This window comes from Stenotrophomonas acidaminiphila, assembly GCA_002951995.1.
GTDB lineage: Bacteria > Pseudomonadota > Gammaproteobacteria > Xanthomonadales > Xanthomonadaceae > Stenotrophomonas > Stenotrophomonas acidaminiphila_A.
In genome coordinates this window covers 1,905,687-1,923,430 of sequence record CP019797.1, presented here as the reverse complement: position 1 = coordinate 1,923,430, position 17,744 = coordinate 1,905,687, and the positions used below count along the sequence as shown (strand labels likewise).

Below are 17,744 nucleotides of genomic sequence, written 5' to 3'. Positions count from 1 at the left end.
CGGGCCGCCCCGGGCGTGCCTGCGCGGCCAGCAGCAGCGGCGCGGGTGGCGCCTGCAGCCAGCGTTCACGCTCCTCGGGCGTCAGCAGGTCCGGCAGCGGCGCCGTGTCGGCGCTGCCGCCGAGGCCGAGCATTTCGCAGGCCTTGCCGTTGCCGAACACCATCCGCCCGTCGCGGTCGAGCAGCACGATGCCGTCCGGCGCGTCCTGCAGGCAATGGCGCAGTGCCGTGTCGGCGGCGGTGGCGGCCGCCGCGGTGGCCGCTGCCTGTGGCCCGGGCGGGTCGGCGCGCGACATGGCTTACCCCTGTTGCGCCCAGGCCAGCAGGCGCGCGGCGACCTGCTCCAGTGGCACCACCTCGTCGGCGGCCCCGAGTTTGAACGCCGCGCCGGGCATCCCCCAGACCACGCTGCTGGCTTCGTCCTGCACCAGGGTACGGGCGCCGGCCTGCTTCATTTCCAGCAGCCCGCGCGCGCCGTCGTCGCCCATGCCGGTGAGGATGGCGCCGATGGCGTTGGCGCCGGCGTTCTGCGCCACCGAACGGAACAGCACGTCCACCGCCGGCTTGTGCAGGTTCACCGGCGGGGTGTCGTCGATGCGGCAGCGCCAGCGCGCACCGTCGCGGATGATGCGCAGGTGGCGGCCACCGGCCGGCAGGTAGGCATGGCCGGGCAGGATCGCTTCGCCATCGCTGGCCTCGCGCACCGACATCGCCGAGTGGCGGTCCAGGCGCTCGGCGAAGGCGGTGCTGAAACTGGCCGGCAGGTGCTGGGTGAGGACGATGGCCGGGGCGTCGGCGGGCATCATTTCCAGCACCACGCGCAGGGCTTCGGTGCCGCCGGCCGAGGCGCCGATGGCGATCAGGCGGTCGGTGGTGCGGAACTTCAGCGACGAGGCGCCGGCCGCGCTGGGGGCGATCGTGTCCAGGGTGCGCCTGGCCTGCGCCGGGACCGCCAGCGCCCGCACCCGCGAGCGCGCGGCCATCTTGACCTTGGCGCAGATCTCGGCGGCGTAGCTTTCCAGGCCACGGGCCACGTCGAGCTTGGGCTTGGCCACGAAATCCACCGCGCCCAGCGCCAGTGCCTGCAGCGTGGTGTCGGCGCCGCGCTCGGTCAGCGACGACACCATGACCACCGGCAGTGGATGCAGGCGCATCAGGTTTTCGAGGAACGCCAGCCCGTCCATGCGCGGCATTTCCACGTCCAGGGTCAGCACGTCCGGGTTCAGGCGCTTGATCTTCTCGCGCGCGATCAACGGGTCGGACGCGGTACCGACCACCTCGATGCCGGGGTCGCGCGCCAGCAGATCGGACAGGATCTGCCGGACCAGCGCCGAGTCGTCGACCACCAGAACGCGGCAGGGGGCTTGCAGGCTCATTCGAACAGCTCCACGCCACCGGTGACCGGGGCCTTGGACAGGCGGGCGCGCACGGCCGATTCGGCGGCGGCGACTTCGGCTTCGTGCGCATGCGGCAGGCGCTGCACCACCACCCGGCCGGTCTGCGGGAAGAACCAGACCTTGCGCGGGTGGATGCCGAGCAGGTCTTCAGCGATCACCGGGATGTGCTCGGCACGCAGGTACTGGCGCACGAACTCGGCGTTGCGGGTGCCGACCGGGTTGCTGGTGAAGCCCTTGAGCACGTTGGCGCCGCCGAACACCTTGGCCTCCAGGCGCTTGCGGTGGGCGCCGCGCTTGAGCAGGTCATTGATCAGCAGTTCCATCGCATAGCTGCCATAACGCGCCGGGGCGCCATCGCCGACGTTGCCGTCGGGCAGCAGGAAATGGTTCATGCCACCGATCTTGAGCACCGGGTCGCGGATGCAGGCCGCCACGCACGAGCCCAGGGTGGTGGTCAGCGCGGTGTCGTCATCCACCACCAGGTACTGGGTGGGCAGCAGTTTGGCGGCAATGGTCTGGAACCGCGTGTCGCGGTAGCGCATCACGTCGTCGGCGTGGGCGGGCAGGCTCATGCGCCGGCTCCGGGCACGCGCCGGTACAGGGTGCGCCCGCACGGCTGGATCAGGTCGGCCGCGTGCAGGTAGTTCTCGGAATGGCCGGTATAGAGCAGGCCGTCGTCGCCCATGTGCTGCACCAGCCGCGACAGGATGCCGCGCTGGGTGGGCTTGTCGAAATAGATCATCACGTTGCGGCAGAACAGCGCGTCGTAGGGCCCGCCGACGTCGTAGCGCGGGGCCAGCAGGTTGAGCTGGCGGAACTCGATCAGCCTGCGCAGCGCCGGCAGCACCCGGCACTTGCCCTCGTTGGGGCCGGTGCCACGCTGGAAGTAGCGGCGCTTGAGCGCCGGATCGAGCCCGGCGATGCGCTCGAGCGGGTAAACGCCCTGCGCGCCGGTGGCCAGCACCTGGGTATCGACGTCGGTGGCGAGGATGCGGACCGGCGGGGTGAGGGTGCCGAACGCTTCGCAGGCGGTGATCGCCAGCGAGTACGGCTCCTCGCCGGTGGAGGCCGCGCACGACCAGATCTGCAGCGGCGCGCGGTGCGCGCGCGCCAGCAGTTCCTCGCGCAGCTTCTCGAAGTGGTGCGGCTCGCGGAAGAACGAGGTCAGGTTGGTGGTCAGCGCGTTGGTGAACGCCTGCCACTCATCGCCGCCGTCGCGCTCGAGCTGGTCCAGGTAGTCCTGGAACGAGTGCAGGCCCAGGGCGCGCAGCCGCCGCGACAGGCGGCCGTACACCATGTCGCGCTTGGCCGGCGCCAGCGCGATGCCGGCACGCTTGTGGATCAGCTCGCAGACACGGCGGAAGTCGCGGTCGTTGAACTCGAAATCGCGGGAGGCGGGAGCGGGCAGGGACACCGGGCGACCTCAGCTGGCCAGTGCCAGGTCGTGCGGCGCGCGCGCGGACGCCTGCAGGCGGAACGCCGACACCGCGTCGGTCAGCAGCATGGCCTGTTCCTCCATCGCGCGCGCGGCGGCGGTGGCTTCCTCCACCAGCGCGGCGTTCTGCTGGGTGGTCTCGTCCATCTGGGTGACGGTCTGGTTGACCTGTTCGATGCCGGCGCTCTGTTCCTGCGAGGCGGCCGAGATCTCGGCCATGATGTCGGTCACCCGCTGCACCGAGGTCACGATCTCGCCCATGGTGCTGCCGGCCTGGTGGACCAGCGCCGAGCCTTCGGAAACCTTGTCCACCGAATTCTCGATCAGTTCCTTGATCTCCTTGGCGGCGCCGGCCGAACGCTGCGCCAGGGTGCGCACTTCCGAGGCGACCACGGCGAAGCCACGGCCCTGTTCGCCGGCACGGGCCGCTTCCACCGCGGCGTTGAGCGCCAGGATGTTGGTCTGGAAGGCGATGCCGTCGATCACGCTGATGATGTCGGCGATCTTCTTCGAGGAGGCCTCGATGTCGGCCATGGTGGTGACCACCTGGCCGACCACCTGGCCGCCCTGCGAGGCGACCCCGGCCGCGCCCTGGGCGAGCTGGTTGGCCTGGCGCGCGTGCTCGGCGTTCTGGCGCACGGTGGAGGTCAGTTCCTCCATCGAGGCGGCGGTTTCCTCCAGGTTGGCGGCCTGCTGCTCGGTGCGGCGGGAGAGGTCGTTGTTGCCGGTGGCGATCTCCGAGGCGGCCAGGTTGATGCTGGCCGCGGCCTGCTGGATGCGGCCGACGATCGAGGTCAGCTGCGCCACGGTGGCGTTGGCGTCGTCGCGCATCCGCGCGAACACGCCCTGGAACTCGCCGTGCATGCGCGCGGTCAGGTCGCCGCGGGCGATGGCCTGCAGCAGGCTGGAGGTCTGCGCCAGGCTGTGGTCGGTGGCCTCCATCATCGCGTTGAGGTTGTGCACCATCTGCCGGAAATCATGCTCGAAGCGCTGCTCGTCGCCGCGCTGGCTGAAATCGCCGGCGGCGGCGGCGCCGCTGAGGCGGCGGATTTCGCTGCTGATGGCGGTGAGGTTGCGCTTGATGGTGGCCATGGTCTCGGTGATCTCGGCCTTCTCGCCGGGCAGCGCCGGCATGTCGCGGGTCAGGTCGCCCACGGCATAGCGCTGGGCCAGCTCGATCACCTGCATCTTGACCCCGATGTGGTTGCCGACCAGCTGGTTGGTGCCGGCGACCATCACCCCGTAGTCGCCGGGGAACGCGGCCTGGTCCATGCGGTAGCTGATGATGCCGGCGTCGTGCTGGCGCTCCATCTCGCGCTGCGCGGCGATCACCGCCTGCAGCTGCGCCTGCATGCGCTGCATGCTGCCCAGCAGCTGGCCGGGCTCATCGCGCGAGGTCTGGGCGATGGCGTTGTCCAGGCGTCCGCCGGCGATGGCGTCGGCGACGGCCGTGGCCTTGCGCAGCGGCAGCACGATGCGGCTGCCGATCACCCAGCTCAGCGCGAACACCAGCAGCACCAGCGCGCCGCCGGCGACGGTCATGATGCCGGTGAAGCGCAGCGCCTGGGACTGCACGTCGTCCATGTAGACGCCGGTGGAGACCACCCAGTTCCAGGGCTTGTACATGCCCGCATAGGCGAGCTTGGGGATCGGTTTGGTCTGGCCGGGCTTGGGCCAGGCGTAGCCGACGTAGCCGCCGCCGCTTTTGGCCACCTCGACCTGGTCGTGGTACATGCGCACGCCATCCTCGCTGCGGAAGTCCCCCATGTCCTTGCCGACCAGGTCCTTGCGGAACGGGTGCATCAGCACCACGTAGTCGGCGCTGTAGATGTTGAAGTAACTGGAGTCGCCCTTGGCGCGCATGGCTTCCAGCGCGGCCATCGCCTCGGCCTGGGCGCGTTCCAGCGGCAGGGTGCCGTCCTTGGCGCGCGCCGCGTAGTGGTCCAGCACGCCATAGGCCAGTTCCACGTCGCTCTGCAGCGACACCTTGCGGGTTTCGTAGAGATCCACGTACTGCATGCGCGCCGCGACCACCGCCAGCGTGATCACGCCGACCGCGATGATGGCGGTGAGCAGATTGAGCTTGGCACGTACGGTGATGTTGGAGATGAAGCTCGACCAGATGCGGAGAATGTTCATGCGCGATAGGGAATGGAGGGGGAGGGCAGCCGCGACGGTGCATGCGGCGGCGGGGTTTCACTGCTGGATATCGGCCAGGCCCCGCGCAAGTTGAGCCATGGCAACGCCGGCGGGGGGGGCCATCCGGGCCGCGGGCCGACAGCAGAACCCCGGCATGCGCCGGGGTTCTGGGGTGGATCAGAATTCCTGCCAGTCCGAATCAACGGCCTCGGCGACGGCCACGCGGGCCGCGGCGCGGGGCCTGGGTTGCGGCGTGCTGGCTGCCACTGCAGGTGCCGGGGCCGGTGCCGACGGTGCTGCGTTGGCAACCACCGCCGGCGCCAGCCTGGCTGTTGCGGCCGGTGCATCCTGTGCGTCGAGCCGGAACAGGGCCACGGCCTCGGCCAGGTGCGCGGCCTGTTCTTCCATCGAACGCGCGGCGGCGGTGGCTTCCTCCACCAGCGCGGCGTTCTGCTGGGTGGTCTCGTCCATCTGGGTGACGGTCTGGTTGACCTGTTCGATGCCGGCGCTCTGTTCCTGCGAGGCCGCCGAGATCTCGGCCATGATGTCGGTCACCCGCTGCACCGAGCTGACGATCTCGCCCATGGTGCTGCCGGCGCGACGCACCAGCTGCGAGCCTTCGCCGACCTTGCCCACCGAGTCCTGGATCAGCTCCTTGATCTCCTTGGCGGCGCCGGCCGAGCGCTGCGCCAGGGTGCGTACTTCCGAGGCGACCACAGCGAAGCCGCGGCCCTGTTCGCCGGCCCGCGCCGCTTCCACCGCGGCGTTGAGCGCCAGGATGTTGGTCTGGAAGGCGATGCCGTCGATCACGCTGATGATGTCGGCGATCTTCTTGGACGAAGCCTCGATGGCCGACATCGTGGTGACCACCTGGCCGACCACCTCGCCGCCCTGCGAGGCGACGTTGGCCGCGCCCTGGGCGAGCTGGTTGGCCTGGCGTGCGTGCTCGGCGTTCTGGCGCACGGTGGAGGTCAGTTCCTCCATCGAGGCGGCGGTTTCCTCCAGGTTGGCGGCCTGCTGCTCGGTACGGCGGGAGAGGTCGTTGTTGCCCGACGCGATCTCGCCGGCCGCGGCGTTGATCGCGGCGGTGGACTGCTTGATGCGGCCGACGATGGCGGTCAGCTGTTCGGTGGTGGCGTTGGCGTCGTCGCGCATCCTGGCGAACACGCCCTGGAACTCGCCCTGCATGCGCACGGTCAGGTCGCCCTGCGACAGCGCCGACAGCAGGTCGGAGATCTGTGCCAGGCTGCTGGCGTTGGCGTCGAGCAGGCTGTTGAGCTGGCGCGCCAGTTCCAGGAAGAAACCGTCCTTGCCGGCGGTGTCGATGCGGCCGCTGAGGTCACCCGCGGCGGCGGCATCGATCACCCGCGCCACTTCGCGCTCCACCATCGCTTCGGTGGTGCGGTCGCGCCATTCGACGACATGGCCGACCACGCTGCCGGCATCGTCGCGGATGGCCGAGATGGTCTGCGCGAACTGGGCGTCGCCATAGCGCATTTCGCGCGAGGCCACGCCGTTGCGCTGCAGCGCGTCGAGCACGCCATGGTCCATCTCGCCACGGAACTCCAGCGCGGTCACGTGCTGGCCCACCAGCGGGCGCGAGGCATCGTAGTGGTCCAGCGCGGTCCGGACGTCGTCGGCGTAGCGCTCCAGGGTATGCGCCAGCGCCCGGTTGGCGTAGACGATCTGCAGGTCGTTGTCGGTCAGGTACACGCCGGTGGAGGAGTAGTCCAGGGCGGTGCGGATGCGCAGGTTCTCCGCGGCCACGGCCTGGTCGCGTTCGATGCGCTCGCGCAGGTCGCGCTGCATGCGCTGCATGGCGCGCAGCAGTTCGCCGACCTCATCGGCGCGGCGGGTGTCGATGGTGCCGTCGAGCTTGCCGCTGGCGATCTCGTTGGCCACGTCCACCGCGCCGCGCATCGAGCCGACCAGCGAGCGGGCGAACAGCCAGGCCAGCAGCAGGCCGGCGCCGATGCCGACCAGCACCGCGATCACGGTGACCGCGACGGAGGCCGAATAGGTGTCGGCGGCACGGTCGCTGGCGGCCAGGGCGCGCGCATTTTCGTCCGAGGACAGCGCGTCCAGCGAAGCGTACGCCTTGCGGTGCAGGTCACGGGTCTCGCCGACGAAGGTGTCGATGGCGTCGTCGGGCAGGTCCAGCTCCAGCAGCTCGGTCACCGAGTCATAGGACTTCTTGGCGGCTTCCCAGTCGGCGACGAAGGTATCCAGCAGCTTGCGCTGCTGCGGGTTGTCCACCAGCTTGGAATACTTCTCGATGGATTCGTCGATGTGCGTGCGCAGTTCGGTGGCACGGGTCTTGGCCTCGGCCTTCACGTCGCTGCTGGCGCGGATCAGGCTCTGGTAGGAGGCGTTGCGGTACTCGCTGACCATGCCGGCCAGTTCGCCGCCGGTGCGCAGGCCGGCCATGCGCTTGTCCGCGATCTCGGTGGTGACGCCGTCCAGCGAGTGCAGGCCGCGGTACGCCACGATGCCCTGGATCAGCATCACGAGCAGGACGATGCCGAAGGTGAGCATCAGCTTCGGCATCAGGTTGAGGTTCTTGATCCACTGCATGGGTGCACGGTCTCCTGCTGCGTTCCCCGGCACGGGCGCGCCGGGGCCCGCGCCGGCCGGGCCAGCGCGGCGTCGACGGGATGGATTACTTGATGTTGGCCAGCTTCAGGCTCGACGGCGAGGTGACTTCGATCTCGGCGCGCGAGGCGTCGCGCTGGATCTTGCCGATCGCGCACACGGTCTTGCCCTCGAGCGTCATCAGGTCAAAGTTGAAGTTGCCGCGCGCCGAGCCCGGGATGCGGGCCGAGAAGGTGTGGCGCGGGAACGAACCGCCCATGTGCAGGAACGTCGGCTGGCCTTCGGAACCTTCGGCGTAGCGGGCCTTTTCGACCTTGCCGCAGACCATGCCGTCCTTGCCGGCGAAGCGCGGGGCGTTCTCCGGCGGGATCATCTCGTCGGCGGCGGCGGCCAGGGAGACGCTTGCCAGCAGGGCCGCGGACATCAGCGAAATGAAGGGCTTGGACATCTTTTTCTCCGGATTGGGTTGCACCGGCAAACGGCCGGCCATGCGCTCGGTATCGGCCGGCGCGGGCAATGATTGATAGGGCATGCCAGGAACTGTGATGGCCGCCACGCTTTGTCAGGCGGCGGCTTCTTCGGTGGTGGCGGCCTGCCCCAGGTCGGCGGTATCGAGCAGGGTCTCGATGTCCAGCAGGATCAGCATGCGCTCGTCCTGGGTGCCGATGCCGGAGATGAAGCGGGTGTCCACCGCGGCGCCGAATTCGGGCTTCGGGCGGATCTGCTCGGCGCTCAGCGGGATCACGTCGGAGACGCTGTCCACGACGATGCCGACCACGCGGTCCTCGACGTTGAGCACGATCATCACGGTGAAGGCGTCGTAGCGGGCCTCGTCCAGGCGCAGCTTCAGGCGCAGGTCGATCACCGGCACGATGGTGCCGCGCAGGTTGATCACGCCCTTGATGTAGTCCGGTGCATCCGGCACCCGGGTGACCGCGTCGTAGCCGCGGATTTCCTGCACTTTGAGGATGTCCACCCCATAGTGCTCGTTGCCAAGCGTGAAGCTGAGGTACTCGCCGCCGGAGGTGGCGGCGTGGGCGCTGGTGTCGTTCATCTGGGGTCCTGATCCTGGCGGGATGCGGGTACGGAGGGGCGTCACCCGTGTATCGGCCATGGCCGCCGGAACTTTAGGTGCCCGCTATGCGCCGCCGTTCTTGCGCGCCTTGCGCTCGCGGTCGACCCGGAAGATGTAGCGCTGGATGGCGGCGTCGGCGCCGCGCGGCAGGTCCTCGAAGCGCAGGCCCACGCGCTGCTGCTCCATGCCGTTGGCCTGCTTGCGCACCAGCTGGCTGCAGACCACCAGGGTGACCGCGATCGGCGCCGAGTCGGGCAGTTGCAGTTCGCAGCCGGCCAGCCGCTGCTGCAGCCGCAGCAGGTTCAGGTCCGGCGGCAGCAGCACGGCGATGCCGCCGGCGCTGATGTCGACCACGCGCCAGCGCAGCGGCTCGGCGCCCTGCGGATCGGGGAACACGCACCAGGGCGAATCGCCGACCGGGGTTTCCAGCCGGTACAGCTCGCGGCGCTGCAGGTGATAGGCCTCTTCCGGGAAGGCGAGGCGGAACGCCGTGCGCCCGTCCTCCACCAGCACTTCCGGGTGTTCCAGGCGGAAGCGCACCATCACCCGGTCCACCTGCGCGAAGCACAGCAAATGCGAGGCTTCGCCGACGCTGCGGTTGACCGCGGGCAGCGGGCTGCCGTCCAGCAGCAGGGTGTCCTCGTCCACGTCCAGCACCGCGCTGGGATAGGACTGTTCGCGGCCATCGGGGTGGACCGCGACCGTGGCACGCTGGTCGATCATCGCCTGCAGCAGCAGGCGGATCTGGCGCGGATTGCGAACCATGTACTTCTCGTCGGCATACAGGCTGCCGTCGAAGGAGGAAGGGGCGGATTCCGTCGGTTCGCGCTCTGACATGATCTCTGGAACAGGGAGGGCGGAGGCCTGGGGGCAACAGCATACCGGCAGGGTACCTCCGTGTATCGGCTCCATCGCCTGGCTCTTTAGCGCCGGGGTGGCGGTCCGGCGCCATCGCCCGGCCCGTGGCTCAGAATTCCTGCCAGTTGCCGCCATCCGCCGGCGGCGCGGGCAGTGGCCGCGATGGCGCGTGCGGTGGCGCCTGCGGCCTGGCCGGCGTCACGATCGTGAGTGCCGGGCGCGCGGGGGCATGGCGGGTCGTGGTGCGGAACATCGACACCGCCGTGGCCAGGTCGTTGGCCTGTTCCTCCATCGCGCGCGCGGCGGCGGTGGCTTCCTCCACCAACGCGGCGTTCTGCTGGGTGGTCTCGTCCATCTGGGTGACGGTCTGGTTGACCTGCTCGATGCCGGCGCTCTGTTCCTGCGAGGCGGCGGAGATCTCGGCCATGATGTCGGTCACCCGCTGCACCGAGGTCACGATCTCGCCCATGGTGCTGCCGGCCTGGTGGACCAGCGCCGAGCCTTCGGAAACCTTGTCCACCGAACTTTCGATCAGCTCCTTGATCTCCTTGGCGGCGCCGGCCGAGCGCTGCGCCAGGGTGCGCACTTCCGAGGCGACCACGGCGAAGCCGCGGCCCTGTTCGCCGGCCCGCGCCGCTTCCACCGCGGCGTTGAGCGCCAGGATGTTGGTCTGGAAGGCGATGCCGTCGATCACGCTGATGATGTCGGCGATCTTCTTCGAGGAGGCCTCGATGTCGGCCATGGTGGTGACCACCTGGCCGACCACCTGGCCGCCCTGCGAGGCGACCCCGGCCGCGCCCTGGGCGAGCTGGTTGGCCTGGCGCGCGTGTTCGGCGTTCTGGCGCACGGTGGAGGTCAGTTCCTCCATCGAGGCGGCGGTCTCCTCCAGGTTGGCGGCCTGCTGCTCGGTGCGGCGGGAGAGGTCGTTGTTGCCGGTGGCGATCTCCGCCGCCGCCTGGTGGATGCGCGACGTCGCGGTCTGGATGCGGTCGATGATGCCGGTGAGCTGGACCACGGTGGCGTTGGCGTCGTCGCGCATGGCGGCGAACGTGCCGCGGTAGTCGCCTTCCATCTGCACGGTGAGGTCGCCCTGCGAGAGCGCGCGCAGCACGCCCGAGACCTGCTCGACGCTGGAGCCGATGGCGGCCAGCAGGCCATTGAGCTGTTCGGACAGCTGCAGCAGGAAGCCGCTCTTGTCCTCCAGTCGGATGCGGCCGGAGAGGTCGCCATGCGAGGCGGCCACGATGATGTCGCTGACTTCCTGCTCGATCCGCACCTCCACGGTGCGGTCGTCCCATTCCACCACGTAGCCCAGGCGGTTGCCGTCGGCGTCGGTGACCGGGTTGATGATCTGGCGCATGACATGGCCGCCGACGGTGATCTGCGCGTGGTGGGTGCCATGCAGCCCGCCAAGCAGCCCGCGCTGGTGCGCCGGGTGCCGGTGGAAGATGTCGATGTTGCTGCCGATCAGCGTGCGCGTGTCGAAGTGGGGCAGGTCGCGGCGCATGTCCTGCTCGGCCTTGCCCAGCATCTCCATCAACGGCCGGTTGGCGTAGATGATGTTCAGGTCGGCGTCGGCGATCATCACGCTGGTGGTGACGTCGTCCAGCGCGGTGCGGATGCGCAGGTCCTCGGCGGCGCGGGCGCGGTCCTGGTCGGCCCGGGCCTTGAGCTGGGCGATCATCTCGCCGATGGCGGCATACATCTGCCCGATCTCGTCGCGCGAGCGGTAGTCCACGCGCACGTCGAGATCGCCGTGCGAGACCGCCTGGATCGCACCCACCGCACCGGACAGCGGGCGCAGGATCGAGCGCGCGATCAGCCAGCACACCAGCAGCGCCGCCAGCAACACCAGCATGCCGGCCACGATCAGCACCCGGCCGAAGCTCCAGGCGCGCGCGGCGATGTCGTCGGTGTACTCGCCGCTGCCGATGATCCAGCCCCAGCGCTTGTGCAGGCCGACGTAGGAGATCTTCTGCACCGCGCCGTCGACGCCGGGCTTGGGCCAGGTGTAGTCGAGGAAGCCGCCGCCGTTGCGCTGTGCAAGCCTGACCATCTCCACGAAGATCTTCTTGCCGTCGGCACTGGTGGCGTCGCTGAGGTCCTTGCCGTTCAGCGCGGTCTGGTAGGGGTGCATCAGCATGGTGGGGTGTTCGTCGTTCACCCACAGGTAGTCGCTGCCGTTGGCGCTGCGCAGCGACTCGATGGCCGCCAGCGCCTGGCGGCGGGCCTCGTCCTCGCCCAGTTCGCCGGCGGCGGCGCGGTCGGCGTAACGGTTGGCCAGCGCCAGCGCCGCCTCCACGCGGGTGTGCAGGGCATTGCGCTCGTTGCGCAGCAGTTCGTCGTGGTTGCGCCGGGCGGTGACCAGGCACAGGGCGATGATCCCGGTGGCCAGGACCGCGAGCATGAGGATGAATTTGCGGCGCAGCGGCAGGTCGCTGAAGACGCGCAGGGCGGGGTGGGCGTTCATGCGTCTGTTTCCTTTTCCGTCACCGTGCATGGAAGAACAGGCCCTGCGGCCCCTGCCACGACACGGCCGCCTGCCTTCCCGCGATATCGGCGCCCGGTTCCGTGGCTGCAGCGCCGCGGGCGGGTACGTGGCGGTTGCATGACCGCCGGCGGGATTGCAGTGCGACTGGCATCACGGAACAGGCTTTCCGCGGGATGGCGCACTACCGGCGTTGCCTCCCGCCCCGCCGGGGCAGGCGCCGACGGGCCCCGCCGGTGGGGGCCCGTCGGCGTTGGATCAGAACTCCTGCCAGTCGTCGCCGTCGGCCAGCGCCGGCTCGGTCCTGCGTGCCGCGCCGGGCTGCGCGCGCGGCGGCGCCACGGCGGGACGCGCGGCGGCGCGCCGGGCGGCGGGCGGCAGCGGGGACGGCGCGGCCGCCGGCGCCGCCGCGGCATCGTCGAGGTGGAACAGGGCGACCGCCGCGGCCAGCTGGGTGGCCTGTTCCTCCATCGAGCGCGCGGCGGCGGTGGCTTCCTCCACCAGCGCGGCGTTCTGCTGGGTGGTCTCGTCCATCTGCATCACGGTCTGGTTGACCTGCTCGATGCCGGCGCTCTGTTCCTGCGAGGCGGCCGAGATCTCGGCCATGATGTCGGTCACCCGCTGCACCGAGGTCACGATCTCGCCCATGGTGCTGCCGGCCTGATGGACCAGCGCCGAGCCTTCGGAAACCTTGTCCACCGAATTCTCGATCAGCTCCTTGATCTCCTTGGCGGCGCCGGCCGAACGCTGCGCCAGGGTGCGCACTTCCGAGGCGACCACGGCGAAGCCGCGGCCCTGTTCGCCGGCCCGCGCCGCTTCCACCGCGGCGTTGAGCGCCAGGATGTTGGTCTGGAAGGCGATGCCGTCGATCACGCTGATGATGTCGGCGATCTTCTTCGAGGAGGCCTCGATGTCGGCCATGGTGGTGACCACCTGGCCGACCACCTGGCCGCCCTGCGAGGCGACCCCGGCCGCGCCCTGGGCGAGTTGGTTGGCCTGGCGCGCGTGTTCGGCGTTCTGGCGCACGGTGGAGGTCAGTTCCTCCATCGAGGCGGCGGTCTCCTCCAGGTTGGCGGCCTGCTGCTCGGTGCGGCGGGAGAGGTCGTTGTTGCCGGTGGCGATCTCCGAGGCGGCCAGGTTGATGCTGGCCGCGGCCTGCTGGATGCGGCCGACGATCGAGGTCAGCTGCGCCACGGTGGCGTTGGCGTCGTCGCGCATCCGCGCGAACACGCCCTGGAACTCGCCGTGCATGCGCGCGGTCAGGTCGCCGCGGGCGATGGCCTGCAGCAGCGCGGAGACCTCGGACAGGTTGCCGTCGGTGGTTTCCATCAGGCGGTTGAGCCCGGCCACCATGTCGCGGAAGTCGTGCTCGAAGCGTGTGGCATCGCCGCGCACGCTGAAATCGCCCGCGGCCGCGGCACCGGCCAGGCGCTTGATCTCGGCATTGATCGCCGACAGGCTGGCCTTGGTCTCGTCCATGGCCCGGGTGATGGCGGCTTTCTCGCCCGGCAGGCGGTCCATGTCCACCGACAGGTCGCCGTGCGCATAGCGCTGCATCACTTCGACGATCCGCGCGGTCACCTCCAGGTGGCTGGAGACCAGCTGGTTGGTGCCGGCGACCATCACCCCGTAATCGCCGGGGAAACGGGAGGCATCGATGCGGTGGCTCACGCTGCCGGCGTCGTGGCGCGCGGCCATCTCACCCTGGGCATCGATCACCGCGCGGATCTGGTCGCGCATGTGCGACTGGGCCCGCAGCAGCTGGCCCAGTTCGTCGTTGCGGCGCGCCGGGATCGGGGTGTCCAGCCTGCCCTGGGCGACGTCGGCGGACACGCGCACCGCGTCGGCCAGCGGGCGCAGCACCATGGCCCGCAGCAGCAGCCACAGGCCCGCGCAGAGCGAAGCGGCGGCGAGCAGCCCGACCAGCGCCACCAGCCCCAGCAGCGAGCGTGCCTGCGCGGTGAGCAGGTCGCGCGGGACCATCACCCCCAGCGCGAAGCGGCGGTCGCTCTTGCCGATGCGCAGCGGCGCATAGACCTGCACCATCCCGTTCCCATCGGCCTGGAAGTTGCTGTAGAGCTTGTCCTCGGCGACGGCGGCCAGGATCGCTTTGGTGGTGTCGTCGTCGCGGGTCTTGCCGACGTTGGCCGGGTCCGGCGAGGCCACCACCATGCCCATCGGCGACAGCAGTTCGGTGCGGCCCTGGCCCATCGGCCGGAGCTCGGCGATGCGCGCCTGCAGCGCCGAAAGCTCGAAGTCGGAGGTGACCACGCCCAGCACTTTGTCGCCGTCCATGATCGGAATCGCGATGGTGGTCAGCATCAGCGTCTTGCCGCCGACCTCATAGGCATACGGCTCGATGATGACCGGCTTCTTCAGCGTCCTGGGGGTGACGTACCAGGCGCCCAGTTTGGGATCCTCGTAATCGCGCAGCGGCTCGCTGACCAGCTCGCCGCCGACCCGCGCCCAGTAGCTCATGAAGCGGCCGCTGGCGTCGTGCTCCGGGGCATCGACGAACTGCGCGTCATTGCCGTCGAATGCATCCGGCTCCCACAGCACGCACATGCCGGCGCGCTCCGGGTGCAGCTCCATCTGCTGGCGGAAGGTCTGCGAGACGGCGGCGCGGCTGATCTGCCCGCGCTGGGTGGCCAGGTTTTCGGCCAGGGTCTGCACCGCGTCGTAGGTCTGGCTCATCTCGGTGGACAGGTGCTGGGCCTCGAAGCGGGCGAGGTTCTCCAGCGTCGCCTGCGAGGAGGCCAGCAGGGCGCGGCTGCTCTTCCAGTAGCTGATCGCGGCGGTGAGGCCGAACGCGGCCAGGGCGATCAGGGCGATGCCCAGCATCAGGCGGGTGGCGACGCTGCTCTTGCGTTCGCCGGACAAGGAACGGGGGACGAGACGGACATGGAGGGACCGATGAGGGCGGAATCTCCTGCTTCATCGGTCGGCGGCGGCGGTTCTTGAGGGCCGCCGCTGCCGTCCGTCGGAAAACCCGCGCCGGACCGCCGGCTTCATTCGAAACCGGCGGCAGCCCGCGGCCTGGACCGGCTCAGAACTCCTGCCAGTCGCCACCATCGGCGTCCTTCGCCGGCGCGATCACGCGCGGCGCGGGCGCCAGCTTCGGCGCCGGGGCCCGGGCCGGGGCGACGGCGCGGCGGGGGGCCGGCGGGGCAATGGCCGGCGCGGCGGCGGCATCGTCGAGGTGGAACAGGGCGACCGCTTCGCTCAGCTGGTGCGCCTGTTCCTCCATCGAACGCGCGGCGGCGGTGGCTTCCTCCACCAGCGCGGCGTTCTGCTGGGTGGTTTCGTCCATCTGCATCACGGTCTGGTTGACCTGCTCGATGCCGGCGGTCTGTTCCTGCGAGGCGGCCGAGATCTCGGCCATGATGTCGGTCACCCGCTGCACCGAGGTCACGATCTCGCCCATGGTGCTGCCGGCCTGGTGGACCAGCGCCGAGCCTTCGGAAACCTTGTCCACCGAATTCTCGATCAGTTCCTTGATCTCCTTGGCGGCGCCGGCCGAGCGCTGCGCCAGGGTGCGCACTTCCGAGGCGACCACGGCGAAGCCGCGGCCCTGTTCGCCGGCACGGGCCGCTTCCACCGCGGCGTTGAGCGCCAGGATGTTGGTCTGGAAGGCGATGCCGTCGATCACGCTGATGATGTCGGCGATCTTCTTCGAGGAGGCCTCGATGTCGGCCATGGTGGTGACCACCTGGCCGACCACCTGGCCGCCCTGCGAGGCGACGCCGGCCGCGCCCTGGGCGAGCTGGTTGGCCTGGCGCGCGTGTTCGGCGTTCTGGCGCACGGTGGAGGTCAGTTCCTCCATCGAGGCGGCGGTTTCCTCCAGGTTGGCGGCCTGCTGCTCGGTGCGGCGGGAGAGGTCGTTGTTGCCGGTGGCGATCTCCGAGGCGGCCAGGTTGATGCTGGCCGCGGCCTGCTGGATGCGGCCGACGATCGAAGTCAGCTGCGCCACGGTGGCGTTGGCGTCGTCGCGGATGCGCGCGAACACGCCCTGGTAGTTGCCTTCCATGCGCGCGGTGAGGTCGCCGCGCGACAGTGCGCCGAGCAGGGTGGAAACCTGGCCGACGCTGGACGCGAAACTATCCAGCAGGCCGTTGAGCTGTTCGGACAGCTGCAGCAGGAAGCCGCTCTTGCCGTCCAGCATGATGCGCCCGGAGAGCTCGCCGTTGGCGGCGGCGGCGACGATGCCGCTGACCTCGCGCTCGACCTGCACCTCGACGGTGCGGTCGTCCCACTCCACCACGTAGCCCAGGCGGTTGCCGTCGCCGTCGGTCACCGGGTTGATGATCTGGCGCATGACGTGGTTGCCGACGGTGATCTGCGCGCGATGGGTGCCGTGCAGTTCACCGAGCATCCTGCGCTGGTGCGCGGGGTGCTTGTGGAAGACGTCGATGTTGCTGCCGATCAGGGTCTTCATGTCGAAGTTCGGCAGGTCGCGGCGCATGTCCTGCTCGGCCTTGCCTAGCATCTGGAACAGCGGCCGGTTGGCGTAGATGATGGTGAGGTCGGCGTCGGCGATCATCACGCTGGTGGTGACGTCGTCCAGCGCGGAACGGATGCGCAGGTTCTCGGCGGCGAGGGCGGCGTCGCGCTCGATGCGCTCGCGCAGGTTGCCCTGCATGGTCTGCATGGAGCGCATCAGCGTGCCGATCTCGTCGTGGCGCGTGGCCTCGATGCGGCCGTCGAGCTTGCCGTGGGCGATGTCGTTGGCGACGCCGGCGGCGGCGGCCAGCGGCAGCACCACCTGCCGCCGCAGCAGCACGAACAGCGCGCTGCACAGCGCCAGCGCGGCCAGCAGTCCGACCGCGACGACGATGTACAGCAGCACGTCGGCCTGCCGGGTCAGCAGCGACTGCGGGACGATCACGCCCAGGGCGAAGTGCTGCGCGGCCTTGCCGACCTGGATCGGCACGTACACCGCGACATTGCCGTCGGCATCCGGGGTGAACGCCTCGGCGACCTCGCCCTTGGCGATGCGCGCGAGCATGGCGTCGGTGGCCGGGTCCTGGCGCTGGGTACCGACCCCGGCCGGGTCGCGGCTGGCCAGCACGCGGCCGGCCGGCGACAGCAGTTCGACGTGGCCTTCGCCCATGGGCGTGAGCCGCGCGAGGTGCTCCTGCAGCGAGGACAGGGCGAAATCCACGGTCACCACGCCCAGGAAGCGCTCCTGCTCGACGATCGGGATCGACAGCGTGGTCATCAGCACCTGCTTGCCGTTGATGGTGTAGCTGTACGGCTCGACCAGCGTGGGCTGGCGGCTTTGGCGGGGCTTGAGGTACCAGTCGCCGTCGCCGGCCACGTCATAGCCGCGCAGGGCCTCGGTGACGGGCTTGCCGTCCGCCCAGGCCCAGTAGCTCATGAAGCGGCCGCTGGCATCGTGCCCCTCGGCATTGGCGTGCGCGGCATCGGCGCCGTCGAACGCGTCCGGCTCCCACAGCGTGCTGACCCCGACCCACTCCGGGTGCGCGAGCAGCTGCTGCTGCAGCAGTGCCGACACCGCGGGCCGGGTCAGCAGGCCCTGCTGGTGCTGCAGGCGCAGGGTGGCGGCCAGGGTGGTGGCGGTGTCGTAGGCTTCGCCGAGCCCGGCCGAAACCCGCTGTGCCTCGAGCCCGGCCAGGTTGCGCATCGCGTCCTGCGACGACGAGAGCAGGGCGCTGCTGCTCTTCCAGTAGCTGATCGCGGCGGTGACGCCAAAGGAAATCAAGGCGATCAGCGCCACGCCCAGCATCAGGCGACTGACGAT

10 protein-coding genes and 3 pseudogenes are annotated in these 17,744 nt (G+C 69.9%); all 13 read right to left on the bottom strand.

Annotated features, from left to right (window positions below; genetic code table 11):
* Positions 1-52: 52 nt before the first annotated feature.
* Positions 53-223, bottom strand: a pseudogene (locus tag B1L07_08655) (hypothetical protein).
* Between the two features lie 75 nt (positions 224-298).
* Entirely contained in the window at positions 299-1,375 is a 1,077-nt protein-coding gene (locus tag B1L07_08650) for a chemotaxis response regulator protein-glutamate methylesterase (protein AUZ55143.1), read from the bottom strand.
* Positions 1,372-1,968: a chemotaxis protein CheD gene (locus B1L07_08645; GenBank protein ID AUZ55142.1), complete on the bottom strand. Its 597-nt coding sequence runs from the start codon at positions 1,966-1,968 to the stop codon at positions 1,372-1,374. Before B1L07_08645 ends, B1L07_08650 begins: the two co-directional genes overlap by 4 nt.
* Entirely contained in the window at positions 1,965-2,810 is an 846-nt protein-coding gene (locus B1L07_08640) for a chemotaxis protein CheR (protein ID AUZ55141.1), read from the bottom strand. Before B1L07_08640 ends, B1L07_08645 begins: the two co-directional genes overlap by 4 nt.
* Before the next feature lie 9 nt (positions 2,811-2,819).
* Entirely contained in the window at positions 2,820-4,970 is a 2,151-nt protein-coding gene (locus B1L07_08635) for a chemotaxis protein (protein AUZ55140.1), read from the bottom strand.
* A 177-nt stretch (positions 4,971-5,147) separates the two neighbouring features.
* A complete protein-coding gene (locus B1L07_08630; protein ID AUZ55139.1) occupies positions 5,148-7,544 on the bottom strand; it encodes a methyl-accepting chemotaxis protein in 2,397 nt (798 codons plus the stop codon).
* An 85-nt stretch (positions 7,545-7,629) separates the two neighbouring features.
* Complete coding sequence (locus B1L07_08625; protein AUZ56525.1) at positions 7,630-8,010, bottom strand: hypothetical protein; 381 nt, start codon at positions 8,008-8,010, stop codon at positions 7,630-7,632.
* A 114-nt stretch (positions 8,011-8,124) separates the two neighbouring features.
* Positions 8,125-8,616: a chemotaxis protein CheW gene (locus B1L07_08620; GenBank protein AUZ55138.1), complete on the bottom strand. Its 492-nt coding sequence runs from the start codon at positions 8,614-8,616 to the stop codon at positions 8,125-8,127.
* An 84-nt stretch (positions 8,617-8,700) separates the two neighbouring features.
* Positions 8,701-9,474, bottom strand: coding sequence for a pilus assembly protein PilZ (locus tag B1L07_08615; protein AUZ55137.1), 774 nt, complete (start codon positions 9,472-9,474; stop codon positions 8,701-8,703).
* 268 nt (positions 9,475-9,742) lie between these two features.
* Positions 9,743-11,173: pseudogene (locus B1L07_08610) on the bottom strand (chemotaxis protein).
* A 204-nt stretch (positions 11,174-11,377) separates the two neighbouring features.
* A pseudogene (locus B1L07_08605) lies at positions 11,378-11,839 on the bottom strand (hypothetical protein).
* Positions 11,840-12,241: 402 nt separating this feature from the next.
* Positions 12,242-14,824 carry a chemotaxis protein gene (locus tag B1L07_08600; protein ID AUZ56524.1) on the bottom strand — a complete coding sequence of 861 codons (2,583 nt, stop codon included), beginning with the start codon at positions 14,822-14,824 and terminating at the stop codon, positions 12,242-12,244.
* Positions 14,825-15,029: 205 nt separating this feature from the next.
* Positions 15,030-17,729: a chemotaxis protein gene (locus B1L07_08595; protein ID AUZ55136.1), complete on the bottom strand. Its 2,700-nt coding sequence runs from the start codon at positions 17,727-17,729 to the stop codon at positions 15,030-15,032.
* Positions 17,730-17,744: the final 15 nt, after the last annotated feature.